At 71.9% G+C, this 14,553-nt stretch carries 15 protein-coding genes and 2 pseudogenes; 15 read left to right on the top strand and 2 right to left on the bottom strand.

Features of this window, described 5'->3' with window-relative positions:
- The 7 genes and pseudogenes from AB0O67_RS32170 to AB0O67_RS32140 form a co-directional block, all read left to right on the top strand.
- Positions 1-131: pseudogene (locus AB0O67_RS32170) on the top strand (cysteine desulfurase); the annotation flags it as partial.
- Positions 132-147: 16 nt separating this feature from the next.
- Positions 148-618, top strand: a complete 471-nt coding sequence (gene sufU, locus AB0O67_RS32165; protein WP_365457841.1) for a Fe-S cluster assembly sulfur transfer protein SufU — start codon at positions 148-150, stop codon at positions 616-618.
- Positions 615-947, top strand: coding sequence for a metal-sulfur cluster assembly factor (locus AB0O67_RS32160; protein ID WP_093546390.1), 333 nt, complete (start codon positions 615-617; stop codon positions 945-947). The genes sufU and AB0O67_RS32160 overlap by 4 nt, the downstream gene beginning before the upstream one ends.
- Positions 948-1,167: 220 nt before the next feature.
- Positions 1,168-1,488 (top strand): multidrug efflux SMR transporter, encoded by a 321-nt coding sequence (locus tag AB0O67_RS32155; protein ID WP_365457837.1) that lies wholly within the window; start codon positions 1,168-1,170, stop codon positions 1,486-1,488.
- Positions 1,488-2,054, top strand: coding sequence for a TetR family transcriptional regulator (locus AB0O67_RS32150; RefSeq protein WP_365457834.1), 567 nt, complete (start codon positions 1,488-1,490; stop codon positions 2,052-2,054). The genes AB0O67_RS32155 and AB0O67_RS32150 overlap by 1 nt, the downstream gene beginning before the upstream one ends.
- A gap of 53 nt (positions 2,055-2,107) precedes the next feature.
- Complete coding sequence (dapD, locus tag AB0O67_RS32145) at positions 2,108-3,097, top strand: 2,3,4,5-tetrahydropyridine-2,6-dicarboxylate N-succinyltransferase (protein WP_365457831.1); 990 nt, start codon at positions 2,108-2,110, stop codon at positions 3,095-3,097.
- Positions 3,098-3,225: 128 nt separating this feature from the next.
- Entirely contained in the window at positions 3,226-3,462 is a 237-nt protein-coding gene (locus tag AB0O67_RS32140; protein WP_365457829.1) for a hypothetical protein, read from the top strand.
- Positions 3,463-3,569: 107 nt separating this feature from the next.
- On the opposite strand, the gene dapA is transcribed toward AB0O67_RS32140, so the two are convergent.
- Positions 3,570-4,517: a 4-hydroxy-tetrahydrodipicolinate synthase gene (dapA, locus tag AB0O67_RS32135; RefSeq protein WP_365457826.1), complete on the bottom strand. Its 948-nt coding sequence runs from the start codon at positions 4,515-4,517 to the stop codon at positions 3,570-3,572.
- A gap of 88 nt (positions 4,518-4,605) precedes the next feature.
- On the opposite strand from dapA, the pseudogene AB0O67_RS32130 reads away from it, so the two are divergent.
- The 5 genes and pseudogenes from AB0O67_RS32130 to AB0O67_RS32110 form a co-directional block, all read left to right on the top strand.
- A pseudogene (locus AB0O67_RS32130) lies at positions 4,606-5,254 on the top strand (hypothetical protein); the annotation flags it as partial.
- 81 nt (positions 5,255-5,335) lie between these two features.
- Positions 5,336-5,728 (top strand): phage holin family protein, encoded by a 393-nt coding sequence (locus AB0O67_RS32125; protein ID WP_365457844.1) that lies wholly within the window; start codon positions 5,336-5,338, stop codon positions 5,726-5,728.
- Positions 5,725-6,222, top strand: a complete 498-nt coding sequence (locus AB0O67_RS32120; RefSeq protein WP_365457824.1) for a DUF3618 domain-containing protein — start codon at positions 5,725-5,727, stop codon at positions 6,220-6,222. Before AB0O67_RS32125 ends, AB0O67_RS32120 begins: the two co-directional genes overlap by 4 nt.
- Positions 6,223-6,408: 186 nt before the next feature.
- The gene (locus tag AB0O67_RS32115; protein ID WP_365457822.1) at positions 6,409-7,020 is read left to right on the top strand and encodes a winged helix-turn-helix domain-containing protein; all 612 of its coding nucleotides are present in this window, start codon (positions 6,409-6,411) and stop codon (positions 7,018-7,020) included.
- 42 nt (positions 7,021-7,062) lie between these two features.
- Complete coding sequence (locus AB0O67_RS32110) at positions 7,063-7,806, top strand: SRPBCC domain-containing protein (RefSeq protein WP_365457819.1); 744 nt, start codon at positions 7,063-7,065, stop codon at positions 7,804-7,806.
- A gap of 16 nt (positions 7,807-7,822) precedes the next feature.
- Here AB0O67_RS32110 and AB0O67_RS32105 read toward each other — a convergent pair whose 3' ends face one another.
- Positions 7,823-9,649 carry an endonuclease/exonuclease/phosphatase family protein gene (locus AB0O67_RS32105; protein ID WP_365457816.1) on the bottom strand — a complete coding sequence of 609 codons (1,827 nt, stop codon included), beginning with the start codon at positions 9,647-9,649 and terminating at the stop codon, positions 7,823-7,825.
- A gap of 306 nt (positions 9,650-9,955) precedes the next feature.
- Here AB0O67_RS32105 and AB0O67_RS32100 point away from each other — a divergent pair, with 306 nt between their 5' ends.
- From AB0O67_RS32100 to AB0O67_RS32090, 3 genes are all read left to right on the top strand, one after another.
- Positions 9,956-11,386 carry a hypothetical protein gene (locus tag AB0O67_RS32100; protein WP_365457813.1) on the top strand — a complete coding sequence of 477 codons (1,431 nt, stop codon included), beginning with the start codon at positions 9,956-9,958 and terminating at the stop codon, positions 11,384-11,386.
- A gap of 203 nt (positions 11,387-11,589) precedes the next feature.
- Positions 11,590-13,035 (top strand): alkaline phosphatase PhoX, encoded by a 1,446-nt coding sequence (locus AB0O67_RS32095; RefSeq protein WP_365457810.1) that lies wholly within the window; start codon positions 11,590-11,592, stop codon positions 13,033-13,035.
- A gap of 349 nt (positions 13,036-13,384) precedes the next feature.
- The coding region (locus AB0O67_RS32090) for a TROVE domain-containing protein (RefSeq protein WP_365457807.1) at positions 13,385-14,553 on the top strand (1,169 nt) is incomplete at its 3' end.

Raw genomic sequence — 14,553 nt, 5'->3', positions numbered from 1 at the left:
GCGCCCGCCCGGTGTGCCTGCGCTACGGAATTCCTGCGACCACGCGAGCGTCGTTCTATCTGTACTCCACGCCGGCCGAGATCGACGTTCTGGTCGACGGTCTGGAGCACGTACGGAACTTCTTCGGCTGAGGGGCGTGCTGAAACGGTGAAACTGGATTCCATGTACCAGGAAGTCATCCTGGACCACTACAAGAACCCTCACGGGCGTGGTCTGCGGGACGGCGACGCCGAGGTACACCATGTGAACCCGACCTGCGGCGACGAGATCACCCTGCGGGTGAGGTACGACGGCTCGACCATCAGCGATGTCTCCTACGAGGGCCAGGGCTGCTCGATCAGCCAGGCCTCGGCCTCCGTACTGAACGAACTCCTCGTCGGCAAGGAGCTTGCCGAGGCGCAGCGGATCCAGGAGACCTTCCTGGAGCTGATGCAGTCCAAGGGGAAGATCGAACCGGACGACGCCATGGAGGAAGTCCTGGAGGACGCGGTCGCGTTCGCGGGAGTCTCCAAGTACCCGGCCCGGGTCAAGTGCGCCCTCCTCAGCTGGATGGCGTGGAAGGACGCGACGGCCCAGGCACTGGGTGCCGACGCCGACGTCGAAAGGAAGACGGCATGAGCGAGACCGTGGAGATGAAACCGGCCTCGGAGGAGGAGCTCCGCGAGGCCCTGATGGACGTCGTCGACCCCGAGCTGGGCATCGACGTCGTCAACCTCGGCCTGATCTACGGCATCCACGTCGACGACTCCAACGTGGCGACCGTCGACATGACCCTGACGTCCGCGGCCTGCCCGCTCACCGACGTCATCGAGGACCAGGCCAAGTCCGCCACGGACGGCCTCGTCAGCGAGCTGCGCATCAACTGGGTCTGGATGCCGCCGTGGGGCCCGGACAAGATCACGGACGACGGGCGTGACCAGCTGCGGGCGCTCGGGTTCAACGTCTGAGGTCGGTCTCGCAGGTTTCTTCAGTGGCCCTCGGTGTCAATGCCGGGGGCCACTGGCGTATCCGCGGTCCTCCTCGTGGTCGTGGTCGTTCCCGTACCCGTGCTCACGGTTGCCGTCGCGTGCTCGGACGGGGCCGGCCGACGGGTGCGGCCGTGCCCGTCGTGGACCGTCTCCCGCCCGTTGTGTACGGACGTACATAACGTTGCGTACCCTAGTACACATGGGATTCCTTCTGCTCGCCGGCGCCATAGCCGCCGAGGTGGCCGCCACCACCGCCATGAAGTACAGCCACGGCTTCACGCGGCTGGGACCCTCGCTGATCACCGGCGTCGGCTATGTGATCGCGTTCGCCTTGCTGGCGCAGACCCTGAAGACGGTCTCCGTCGGGACGGCGTACGCGATCTGGGCCGGCGTCGGCACCGCGGCGATCGCGGTGATCGGGATGCTGTTCCTGGGGGAGGGGATGAGCGTGGCCAAGGCCGCCGGGATCGCGCTGATCGTCGCCGGCGTCGTGGTGCTCAACCTGGGCGGGTCGCACTGATGGGCCGGCGGTACGACCCCGAGCGGCGGCAGCGGATCATCGACGCGGCGATCCGGGTGGTCGGCGCCAAGGGGATCGCCGGGCTGAGCCACCGGTCCGTCGCGGCGGAGGCAGATGTGCCGCTCGGTTCGACGACGTACCACTTCAAGACGCTGGACGACCTGCTGGTGGCGGCGCTGCGGCAGACGAACGAGGGCTTCGCCGGGCTGGTCGCCGGGCGTGAGTCGCTGGCCGACCCGCGGGCCGACCTGCCGGCCGAGCTGGCCGCGCTCCTGGGTGAGTGGCTCGCGGGGGACCGTACGGGGGTGGAGCTGGAGTACGAGCTGTACCTCGCCGCGCTGCGCCGCCCGGCGCTCAGGCCCGTGGCCGCGGAGTGGACGGAGGGCGTGGGCGAACACCTGGCCCGGCGCACGGACCCGGCGACCGCGCGGGCGCTCCTGGCGCTGATGGACGGGATCTGCCTGCAGGTGCTGCTGACGGGGGTGGCGTACGACGAGGGGTGGGCTCGGGAGGTGCTGGAGCGGGTCGTCCGACCCGCGGCCGGCGCAGCCACGCCCGCCGGCTGAGACATCCCCGCGCTGGTTCGCATCCATGGCCCCCCGCCGGTTAGGTTGCCCTCATGACCGACATGACTGCTCCTCGCACCACCGGCGCCGTGGCCGCCGGCCTTGCCACGATCGCCGCGGACGGCACTGTTCTCGACACCTGGTTCCCCGCGCCCGAGCTGGCCGCCGAACCCGGTCCGGCCGGTACCGAGCGCCTCGACGAGGCACGCACCGCCGAACTGCTCGGTGAGTACGGCGTCGCGGCCCTGGGCAAGGACGAGGTGCGCGGCGTCCAGGTCGTGGCGGTCCGCACGGTCATCTCCTCGGTCGAGGACAAGCCGCTCGACACACACGACGCGTACCTGCGCCTCCACCTGCTCTCGCACCGCCTGGTGAAGCCGAACGAGGCGAACCTCGACGGCATCTTCGGCCTGCTCGCCAACGTGGCCTGGACCTCCCTCGGTCCGGTCGCGGTGGACACCCTGGAGACCGTCCGCCTGGCCGCCCGCGCCCGGGGCCTGCACCTGAGCGTGTTCGGTGTCGACAAGTTCCCGCGCATGACCGACTACGTGGCTCCGGCCGGCGTCCGGGTCGCCGACGCCGACCGTGTCCGCCTCGGCGCCCACCTCGCCGCGGGCACCACCGTCATGCACGAGGGCTTCGTCAACTTCAACGGCGGCACCCTCGGCACCTCCATGGTCGAGGGCCGTATCTCGCAGGGCGTCGTGGTCGGCGACGGCTCCGACATCGGCGGCGGCGCGTCGACCATGGGCACCCTGTCCGGCGGCGGCAAGGAGCGGGTCGCCATCGGTGAGCGTTCCCTCGTGGGCGCCGAGGCCGGTATCGGGATCGCGCTCGGCGACGACTGCGTGGTGGAGGCGGGCCTCTACCTCACCGCCGGCACCCGCGTCACCCTGCCCGACGGCCAGATCGTCAAGGCCCGCGAACTCTCCGGCGCCTCCAACATCCTCTTCCGCCGCAACTCCGTCACGGGCACGGTCGAGGCCCGCCCGAACAACGCGGAGTGGGGCGGCCTGAACGACGTACTGCACAGCCACAACTGACGGTCGTCGTCGCTCGAAACGATCACTTAAACGGATTACCCTCCGTTACCTCGGAGCGCTCCCGGCAGATGAATCCGGTGGACCCGGTGTCCGGTCGGATGCCGCAACGGTGAGACGAGGACTGAGCAATGACGAACGAGCGGGCGAGAATCGCGGCGCGTCGGCTGGCCGGTGTGGTGGCCGCGGCGACGGTCTGCTGGCTTCCGGCGGGCGTCGCGCACGCCGACGAGAGCAACACGGGATCGCACAACGGTCCGCGGATCGGCCTGGTCAACCTGGGTCAGGTCGACGATCCCGCGGAGGACGTGCTGGAGCACTTCCGGCTGATCGGCAACGAGCGGACGACGGAGAACGGCGCGAGCTGAGCCGTCCGCGCGCCAGGGACAGAGGGCCCGGGGCACCCACCGCAGGCCATGTGCACATGGCCTCCAAGCCGGCAGGGGTCCCGGGCCCGCTTGGTCACGGGGTGTGATCAGACCGCGGGCGCCGGGCGGTCCTCGGGCGAGGACGGTTCTTCGTGCGCGGGCGGGAGGGCCGCGTACGCCGACAGCAGGGCCGCCGTCGTCTCGTGGTTCGCGGAGCGCAGGGGCGGACGGACCGGGCCGGACGGGAGGCTCAGGGCGGCAAGGAGGGCCTTGGTCGTGACCGTGCCGGGGAGGCCGGCGGACATCATCGCCTCGATGAGTGGCGTAACCTGCCGCTGGCGGTGGGCCGCTCCCGTCGTGTCGCCCGCGTCGAAGGCGGCGAGCACCGAGTCGATGTGACGGGGGATCACGTTGGCCACCGTGCTGATGCAGCCGGTCGCGCCCACCGCGTACAGGGCAAGGATGTGCTCGTCGCAGCCCGCGTAGTAGGCCAGGTCCGTGCGGGACAGGACCTTCTGGGTGCCGAGGAAGTCGTAGGAGCAGTCCTTGACCGCCACGACGCGGGGGTGTTCCGCGAGCCGGATCAGGGTCTCCGGCTCGATGCGGGTGCCGGTGCGGGCCGGGATGTCGTAGAGCGCGAGCGGCAGTCCGGACGCGTCCGCGATGTCGCGGAAGTGTGCCTCCACGGCGTCCTGCGGGGGCCGGCTGTAGTACGGGGTGACGACCAGTGCCCCGTCGGCGCCGGCCTTCTCGGCCTGCAGGGTGAGTTCGATCGTGTGGCGGGTGTCGGAGGTGCCGACGCCCGCGACGACGGAGGCGCGGTCCCCGACCGCCTCCCGGACCGCCCGGACGAGCGCCGCCTTCTCGGCGTCGGACGTGGTCGGCGACTCGCCCGTCGTGCCGTTGAGCACCAGTCCGTCGCAGCCCTGTGACACCAGCCGGTCGGCGAGCCGCTGCGCGCCGTCGAGGTCGGGCGCGCCGGCCTCGGTGAAGGGCGTGATCATCGCGCAGAGGGTGCGTCCGAAGGGCCGGGCGGAGGGAGCGGGGTTCGTCATGTGAGTAGTGTCGGCTCGCCGACCGTGCAGCTCCACTTAAATTTGCTACGACGTATTCGTAAGCGTTCGTGGCGGGAGAGGAACGCCCGAGGACGGCACCCGGGCCGGGTTCACCGGGGTGTCGCTGGGCGGCGCGCTGCCGTACGGAGTGCCGGCCGACGCGTCCTGCGTCTACGGTCTGCGGCACGCGGCTGCGCACCGGCGCTGCGACTGCGGTTTCCACTGCGTGCACGACCGCGCGGTGGCCGAGGGGCTGCTGTGCACCGCCGAGCACCGTACGGCCGTACTCCTCGAAGTGCTGACTCTTGGCCGGCACGACCGTTTCGAACACGGTTTCCGCTACGCCCGCCAGCGGGTGCGCACGGCGACCGCCGGCTCCTGCGCCTGCGGTGCCGCCGCTGCGGCGCTGGCCGCCGCCGGCTGGGGCAGACCCGGGTGGCACGCCCTGGCCCCCTCCTGCGCGGGTTGCTGCGCGGCCGTACGTCCCTCTACCTCGCCTCCTTCGCCCGGTTGGCGGGAGACGGGCTGCGGGTGGTGGCGGGGGCGGCATCCGGAGGGTTTGAACGATCATCGGGCGGCGGCGGTGAGACCGGCCCGGCGCCCGCGTCGCCGGCCATCGGCCCCGGCGTACCCGAACTCGTCGCCGAGGCCGCCTTGTTCGGGCCCGCCTGGACTGGTTCCAGACCCAGCTCGCCCGGCTCGGCCGGCGCGGGGGCGAGGACATGGCGAAGGGGTAGGAGGGGGCGGGGCGGGTACCCGGGTGTTTCCGAACCGAGAGGAGGCGGAACACCGTGACCGGGATCCCGGACGTGAAGCCCATGACCGAGGAGCATCACTCGGTGGGCGAACTCGTCGGCCAGGCGACCGAACAACTCTCCCAGCTCGTGCGGCAGGAAGTGAGCCTCGCCAAGGAGGAGCTGGCCGCGAAGGGCCGGCGCGCGGGCCGTGGTGGCGGACTCCTCGGCGCCGCGGGCGCCGTCGCCTACGCCGGGCTGCTCGCCCTCGCCGCCACGGCCACCGCCGCGCTCTCGCTGACGCTGCCCGTCTGGGCCGCGGCGCTGATCGTCACGGGCGTGCTCTTCGCGCTCGCCGCACTACTGGCCGCGACCGGCCGCGCACAGCTGCGCCGGGCGGCACCCCCCACGCCCGAGGTGACCCTCGGCAGCGTCAGGGCCGATGTCGAGGAGATCAAGGGAAGGGCACATCGATGACAGACAGGACGACGCAGGGCACCGGCGCCAAGGGGCCCGACGAGCTGCGCCGGCAGATCGAGCAGACCCGCAGCCAACTCGGCGACACCGTCGAGGAACTGGCGGCCAAGGCGGACGTCAAGGGGCGGGCCAAGGCGCGCGCCGCCGACCTGAAGGACAAGGCCGGCGCGATGACCGTCCAGCTGCGCAGCACCGCCGCCCAGGCCGGCCACGCCGTCCAGGGCAAGGCCGCCCAGGCGGGGCACGCCGTCCAGGGCAAGGCCGCCGAGGCCACGCACACGGTGCAGGGCAGGGCCGCCAAGGCGAACCACGCGGTGCAGGGCAAGGCAGCGAAGGCGACCGAGGCCGTGGAGCACGGCGGGGCCCCGCAGCCGGTGCGCACGGTCGTCCTGGCCGGGCTGCGGCACCCCGGGCCGGTCCTGGCCGCAGGCGCGGCGGCCGGTGCGGTGGTCGTCGCGGCGGCGGTGATACGCCGCCGTCACGGCGGACGGTAGGCGACCGCGGCGCCCGGTGGCGCCGCTGGTGCGGTTCGAGCGTACAGGCCGGCCGGTGGAGACACCGGTCGGCCTTCTTCGTGTCCGGCCCCTCCCCCGCACCCCGCACGGTCAGGCCGACCGCAGTCCCTTGCCGACAACTTCAGAAGTCTGGACAAAAAAAGTTTTCGGTGAGACGGTGGACCCATGCTGGACGTGACCGTGATCGAGGACCCCGAGGCCGCAGCCGTCTGTCTGGACCCCGTCCGGGCCGCGCTGCTCGCCCGGCTCGCCGACGGCCCGGCCTCGGCCGCGATGCTGGCCGGCCAGGTGGGGCTGCCCCGCCAGAAGGTGAACTACCACCTCAAGGCGCTGGAGCGGCACGGTCTGGTCGAGCTCGCGGGAGAGCGCCGCAAGGGCAACGTCACCGAGCGGCTGATGCGGGCGACCGCCGCGTCGTACGTGATCTCGCCGCTCGCCCTGGCCGCCGTGCAGCCCGACCCGGACCGCTTCCGGGACCAGCTGTCCGCCCGCTGGCTGCTCGCGCTCGGCGCGCGGCTCGTGCGGGACGTCGGCACGCTGATCACGGGCGCGGCCAAGGCCCGCAAGCGGCTCGCGACGTACGCGCTGGACGGCGAGGTGCGCTTCGCCTCGGCCGCCGACCGGGCGGCGTTCGTCGAGGAGCTGACGGCGGGCGTGACCGCGCTGATCCAGAAGTACGACGCCCCGGACTCCGACGGCGGCCGGGACCACCGGATCGTCGTGGCCGTCCATCCCACGGTCAAGCCCCAGCCTCCCGTCCCGGAAATCGACAGCTAGCACCGCTGGTGCCGCCGGTACCGCCGCCACTCAGGAGCCACCATGTCCAAAAAATTCGAGATCGCCCGAGAGTTCGAGGTCGACGCCACGCCCGAGCAGGTGTGGGAGGCCGTCACCACCGGCACCGGCGGCTGGCTGTGGCCGATGGAGGCGCCGGAGCCGCGCCAGGGCGGCAAGGGGCCCTTCGGGTCCGAGGTCGTCGTCTGGGACCCGCCGCACCGGTACACCAACCGTGTCGAGGACGTCGAGGGAATCTCCGAGCAGAGCCTCAATCAGCTCGACTACACCGTCGAGCCGCGCGACGGCGGGCGGCGGGCGTGGGTGCGGTACGTGCACAGCGGGATCTTCGTCGACGACTGGGACAACCAGTACGACGGCGCGAGCAAGCACACCGAGTTCTACCTGCACACCCTGCGCGAGTACCTCACGGCGTTCGGCGGCCGCCCGGTGACCGCCTTCGCCACCTTCGACGGGCCTGAGACGTCCGGCACGCCCGACGCCCTCGCCACGGTCGGGCGGGCGCTCGGGCTGACGGACGGCGCCGCCGAGGGCGCGCGGGTCCAGGTGCGCGGACCCGAGGGCCAACTCCTCGACGCCGTCCTCGACTTCCGCAACCCGTACTTCATCGGTCTGCGCACCGACGACGCGATGCTCCGCTTCTTCGGGCGCAACCACTGGGGTCACGTCGTCGGCATGACCGTGCACGACTTCGCCCCGGGCGCCGACGCCAAGGCGGACGAGGCCGCGTGGCAGGGCTGGCTGAAGGGCGTCTTCAGCCAGCCCTGACGAGGAGTGCGACCGGCTACGGGCGGAACCGCAGCACCTGCGGGTCGTGGTCGCTGATCTGGTCGTGGAACTCGGCGTTGATGTGCACGCTGTCGTACTCGAAGTCGCAGTCGCGCCGGATCGACGGGCTGATCAGGATCTGGTCCAAGGTCTGGCTGTTGCCCTGGTAGACGTACGAGTAACGCTCGCTCCTGGGCAGCGACTTGACCGCCGACCACAGCTCGCCCCGGCCTTCGAGCAGCTCCACCGTGTCGGAGAACTCGAAGTCGTTGATGTCGCCGAGGGTGACCACGTCCGCGTTCTTCTGGGTGTCCAGGACCTGCTTCACGAAGGCGTTGACCGCGGTCGCCTGGAGGTGGCGCTGGGTCTCCGAGCTGCGGGCCGGCGGCTGGTACTGCGAGGTCAGTGCCTGGTCGCCGCCCTTGGAGTTGAAGTGGTTGGCGATCACGAAGACCGTCTCACCACGGAAGACGAACTCCCCGGCCAGCGGCTTGCGGCTGTTCGTCCAGGCCGTGTTCGCCGGGTCGATCCGGCCGGGGGAGACCGTCAGCGCCGCCTTGCCGCGCACCTTCTCCACGCCCACCGCCGTCGTCGCGTCGCCGCCGGCGCGGTCCGTGAAGGACACCCGCTCGGGGTTGAACAGGAACGCCTGGCGGATGTTGCCGCCCGGCTCGCCGCCGTCGGCGTTGTCCACCGGGTCGACCGAACGCCACTCGTACGCCGGGCCGCCCGCGGCGACGATCGCGTCGGTCAGCCCGGCCAGCGTCAGGTCGGCGGCGACCGTGCCGTCGTTCGTCGCGCCGTTGTTGTCCTGGATCTCCTCCAGGGACACGATGTCGGGCGACTGGAGGTTGTTCACGATCGCGGCGGCGTGCGCGGCGAACGTGGCGTCGGACGGGTCCAGGTTCTCGACGTTGTACGTCGCCACCGCCAGCTCGCCGCGCCGCTGCTTGCGGGTCGTCTCGCGCTCCATGCCCCCCTGCTTCAGAGTGCCGAGCTCGCTCGCGACGAGGGTGTAGCCGCCGAACTGGTTGTAGTCCAGCGGGCCGGTCGTGGTGCCGGCGAGCACGTCGCCGACGTTCGCGTCCGGGAAGTCGGCGACCGCGCCGAGGGACTGGATCTGGAGTCGGCCGGTGTTCTGCGCGCCGTACGAGCCGTAGACCGCGCCGCCGTGTCCGCTGGTGTTCTCGCGCGGCTTCACCGTGACCCACAGTTCGGTGTACGGGTCGGTCGCGCCGACCACGCGCGTGTCGGCGACCCGGACGTTCATGCCCTCCAGGGACTCGTAGTAGTCCAGGGCGTACTTCTGCGGCCGGAGCGTCAGGCCGTTGACGGAGCCGTTCGCGGCCGCGTCGCCGGCCGGAGTGTAGGCGTTCGGCACGGACCGCGCTTCGATCACGGTGGCGGACGGCACCGGGTTGCCGCTGGACACGACGGTGACCGTCGGCCGGGTGATCTCGGTGAGGGCCTGGTTGCCGGAGGTGGTGCCGCCGGGAACGTACTCGGAAACGGTGCCCGACACGGTCACCGAGTCGCCGACCGTGACCTTCGGGGCGGAGCTGGTGAAGACGAAGACGCCCTCGCTGGTGGCGGGGTCGGCGTCGGCGGCCGGGTCCTGGATCCAGAAACCGCGTGACGAGCCGTAGCCGCGGACGCCGGTGACGATTCCGGCCACGTCCGTGACCTGCTGCCCGGCGTACGGGGACGTCCGCGTGCTGCCCTGGATGTCATGGATGCGCACCGCCTCCGCGTGCGCGGGCGAGGCGATGACGACGGTGGACGCCGCGGAACAGACGGCGGCGACGGTGAGCGCGGCGAGGCGCGCGGAAGGCTTGCTCGGCAAAGGGATCCCTCCGGGGACGTACGTGGGCGCCAGGACGAAGGCGGAGCCTGGAACGGTGGCGACGCGTGGGGAAACCGTGAACGGAGTGAACACTTGTCCCCCCTGTTTCTACGCGCGTCAATTTCCTGTGTGGCCACGGCACTTGTCAAGGTTTCGGCCATGTACGGCACCCGGCGGGGAGATGAACCGGGCGGCATGGGCCCAAATCCGTCTAGGCTGAGTGGCTGAGTCGTACGACGGCTTCCGGCGGCCGTACGACGTGCAGAGTGTCGTAAGGCCTTCGAGGCGCCCTAGGAGATCCCCCCGATGTCAGACAGCTCCTCCCTGCCGCCGGTGCGGCTGACCTCCGAAGCGGAACTGGCGCGGGACGCGCTGGCCACGCCGGTGCTGTCGCGGGCCGTCCGGCTCGCCCGCTGGGCCGGGCCCGGCACCCGCGTGGACGCCGGGGGCGGACTGGTCGACGCGCAGCTGCCGGCCGCGGCCGAGGCGCTCGGGCTGAGCGGGGACGACGCGGCCGCGCTGGCGAGCGAGGCCTGGCGGGTCGCCGTGGACACCGGGCTGATCGAGATCGTCGACGAGGAGGCCGGCACGGTCACCGAGGGCGAGGAGCTGGCGCAGCTCACCGGCGGCTCCCCGCACGACGTGCTCGCCGTCTGGCTGGGCGCCCTGGAGACGGTGCTCGCCGACGCGAGCGTGCCCGACCTCGACGACCTGCTCGGCGCGATGGACGCCGCCGGCCCGGTCGACCCCGCCGCCCTGGACTGGGACCCCGATGCGGAGTCCGCGTTCCTCGACGGTGTGCTCGGCAATCTCTACCTGCTCACCGTCAGCGAGGACGGCCCCGGCACCGCGCCCGTGCCGCTGCCCGCACTGGCCGCCTCGGTGATCGTGCCGGGCGACATGACCGAGCCCAGCAACGACGTCCTGGAGCAGGTGTCCGACGCGATGATGCGGCTGGACGACCAGTTCCGCGTGCTGGAACCGGTGGGACTCGTGGAGTACCAGCCGGTCGACGAAGCGCTGATGGCCGACGCGGACGACGCCGAGGAACCCACCGCCGCCGACGACACCGACGCCTCCCGCTACGGCATGGTCCGGCTCACCCCGCTCGGGCTGTACGGGCTGCGGACGCGACTGCTGGAGGCCGGCACCGAGGCGCCCGCCGTGGGCGAACTGGCCGACAAGGGCGCCGACGCCCTGCTCGACGGAACGGCCGGCTTCGGGCCGCGCGCCGCCCAGGCCGAGACCGAGCAGTGGCTGATCCGCCGCGAATCCCTCACCGCCGCACGGGAGTTGCTCGCCGCCGCCCGGGGCGCGGACTCCGGCGCGCCACTGCGCCGGCTGCGCTGCCAGCAGGCCCTGTCCCTCGTCGGCGGCGAGGCCGAACCCGCCCTGCGGGAGGTCCTGGACGACCCCGAGCTGGGCGGTCTCGCCCGCGTCTGGCTGACCGAGCACGGCTTCGCGAACGTCCCCGCGCCGTCCGAGGCGATGGTCTTCTGGCTCACCGTGGACACCCTGGCCGCGCAGCTCGCCGCCGAGGGCAACTCCGAGGAACTGAGCGCCCTCGTCGAGGGTCTCGCCGAGCAGCACAGCGGCTTCTTCGCGGCGGCCTGGCGGGTCGACCATCCGGCCACCGCCGACGTGCTGGAGGCGATGGGGCGCATCCACCCGGACAAGAGGATCGCCAAGGAGGCCCGGAAAGCCGCCTTCAAGGCCCGCTCCCAGCAAGGGGGTTGACGCCTGCCCTGACGGGCGGGGGGCGGTTGCCCGGGGAGTTCCGGCCGGTTCGCGTGGCCGACCGGTGACGGGTCGTACGGATTCACGGAAGCGGGCCCTGCACAGTCGCCCGGTGTTCAAACGGCGTTCACCGCCGGGCGACAGCGTGGCGCCGACCCGAGGTCCACCCCCTCCACGGCACTCCCCCCGTCACAGGAGACAGCATGTCGCTCACCCGCAGGGACTTCGCCAGGACCACCGCGATCGCCGGCGCCGGAGTCGCGCTGGCGGGCAGCGTAGGCGCCCTCTCCAGCGCGCCCGGCGCCCTCGCGTCCGCCGAGACGGAGACCACGGGCGAGGAGTCCGCCGCCCAGCACGGCGGGGTCGGATACGGCCCGCTCCTGCCCGACCCGGACGGCATCCTCGCCCTGCCCGCCGGCTTCTCCTACCGGATCCTCACCTACGCGGGCCGGACCAAGCTGGAGTCGGGTGAGTTCACGCCCGCCGACCACGACGGCACCGCCGCCTTCGCCGGCCCGCGCGGCACCACCCTCCTGGTCAACAACCACGAGATGGACGGCCCTCGCTCCGACTACGCCCACCCCGTCCCGCTCACCGACGGGCTGGTCTACGACCCCGCCGCCCCCGGCGGCTGCACGGTCGTCGAGGTGCGCCGCGACGGGCGGGTCGCCGAGTGGGTCGGCATCGCCGGCACCGCCAACAACTGCGCCGGCGGCTCCACCCCCTGGGGCACCTGGCTGACCTGCGAGGAGAACTCCGACCGGGCCGGCGAGAACGGCATGACCAAGGACCACGGCTACGTCTTCGAGGTCGACCCCCGCGACCGGCGCGCCAACCGCGGGCCCAAGCCGCTGAAGTTCTTCGGCCGTTACGACCACGAGGCCGTCGTCATCGATCCCCGGCGCGGCCACGCCTACCTCACCGAGGACGCCGACGAGCCCAACGGCCTGTTCTACCGCTGGACCCCGCCGAAGGGCTTCATCCACGGCCCCGGCCGGTTCCGCACCCTCGCCGACGACGCCGGTGTCCTGCAGGCGCCCAAGTGCTTCAACTCCGGCGGCCACTTCGTCGACGACCTCTCCCGCGCCACCAAGATCGGCACCGTCTACGGCGTCGACTGGGTGGACGTCCCGGACCGCGACGCCAGGACGGTCTCCGTGCGCGAGCAGTTCGGCGAGGGCGAGATCACCCGCGCCCGCAAGCTGGAGGGCATGTGGTGGGGCGACGGCGGCGCGTACCTCGTCTCCTCGTACGCCCGTGAGGAGAGCCCCGTCCAGCACGACGGCCAGGTCTGGTTCTACGACCCCAAGCGCCGCACCCTCACCCTGAAGGTGCTGCTCGGCGTCAACCCCGACCCCTCGAAGGACGGCGCCCTCGACGGCCCGGACAACATCACCGTCTCCCCGTACGGCGGCCTGATCATCGCCGAGGACGGCGAGGGCGTCCAGCACCTGTTCGGCGCCACCGACAGCGGCCGCACCTACCCGATAGCCCGCAACGACCTGAACATCGGCACGGAGGAGGAGCCCGAGTTCAGCGAGTTCACCGGCGTCACCTTCTCGCCCGACGGAAAGACCCTGTACGCCAACATCCAGGAACCGGGCATCATGCTCGCCGTCAACGGCCCCTGGAAGCGCCAGAAGCGGTAATCAATTCGCTGGCCGGGCGCTCACCACGCCGCCTACAGTCAGATCACAACGTCACGCACCTCCCGGTGCGAAGGCGGCGGCTACTTCTTCTCTTCAAAGAACCGATGCCGCCACCGGTTCGATCTCGGGAGGCGCAGCGTGTGGTGGGTGCCCGGTGCGCAGGCCACGGATACTTCCGGGACCTGGTGGGAGACCGTGCGGGTTCGAATCCCGTCATCGACCCTGGGTCGATGTGGCGGAAAGGGAAGACGCGCCAGGTTATAAGCACCGTCGCCGATCTCGATCTCGGGCACACCTCCTCTCGCTGCGCCTCCCTCCGAGAAGCGGAAAGAATTCGGGGGAATTCATCATGGCGCGATTCAACACCCGTGCCGTCCGGGCGCGGCCGACCTCGCGGGTCACGTCGACGGGGCGCGTCCTGCGCACCTACGAGGGCGGCCGGGGCCAGGAGCGCGACGCGCGTTCCGAACTCTTCCTGCTCGCCGTCTCGAACTTCGTCTCGCAGCGGACCTTCTACGAGACCGGCGCCGACCGCGACGACCGGTTCGCGCGTCTCGTGCGCGAGCTCGCCGTCACCGATCCGGCGTGGACCGCGGGCCTGCTCGGCTGGCTGCGCGGCGCGGGCAACGTCCGCACCGCCTCGGTCGTGGGCGCCGCCGAGTACGTGAAGGCGCGGCTGGAGGCCGGCGTGACCGACGGCCCGTCGAACCGCCAGGTCGTCGACTCCGTGCTCCAGCGGCCCGACGAGCCCGGAGAACTGCTCGCCTACTGGACCGCGCGGTACGGCCGCAACATCCCCAAGCCGGTCAAGCGCGGTGTCGCCGACGCCGTGCGGCGGCTCTACGGCGGGAAGTCGCTGCTGAAGTACGACACCGCCTCCAAGGGGTACCGCTTCGGCGACATCCTCAACCTGGTGCACGCCGCGCCGGACCCGGGCAAGCCGTGGCAGGGCGAGCTGTTCAGGTACGCGCTGGACCGCCGGCACAACCCGGACACGGCCGTGCCGCCCGCCTCGGAGCGCGTCCTCACCGCGCACCGCGAGCTGATGGCGCTGCCGGCCGAGGAGCGGCGGGCGGTCGTCACGGCGCCGGACGGGGCCGAGCGGCTCGCGGCGGCCGGGATGACCTGGGAGGCGCTGGCGGGCTGGCTCCAGGGACCGATGGACCGGGCGGCCTGGGAGGCCGTGATTCCGTCCATGGGCACCATGGCGCTGGTGCGCAACCTGCGCAACTTCGACGAGGCCGGAGTCCGCGACGAGGTGGCCGCGCGGGTCGCGGCCCGGATCAGCGACCCGGCCGAGGTCGTACGGTCGCGGCAGTTCCCGTTCCGGTACCTGGCCGCGTATCGGCACGCGCCGTCGCTGCGCTGGTCCTACCCGCTGGAGCAGGCGCTCGGCCACTCGCTGGCCAACGTGCCCGCACTGCCGGGGCGGACGCTGGTGCTCGTCGACCGTTCGGGTTCGATGTTCTACTCACGGCTGTCCGACCGGTCGGAACTCAACCGGGCCGACGCTGCGGC

This window comes from Streptomyces sp. NPDC086077, from assembly GCF_040686175.1.
Taxonomy (GTDB): domain Bacteria; phylum Actinomycetota; class Actinomycetes; order Streptomycetales; family Streptomycetaceae; genus Streptomyces.
This window is presented reverse-complemented; position numbering and strand designations above follow the sequence as displayed.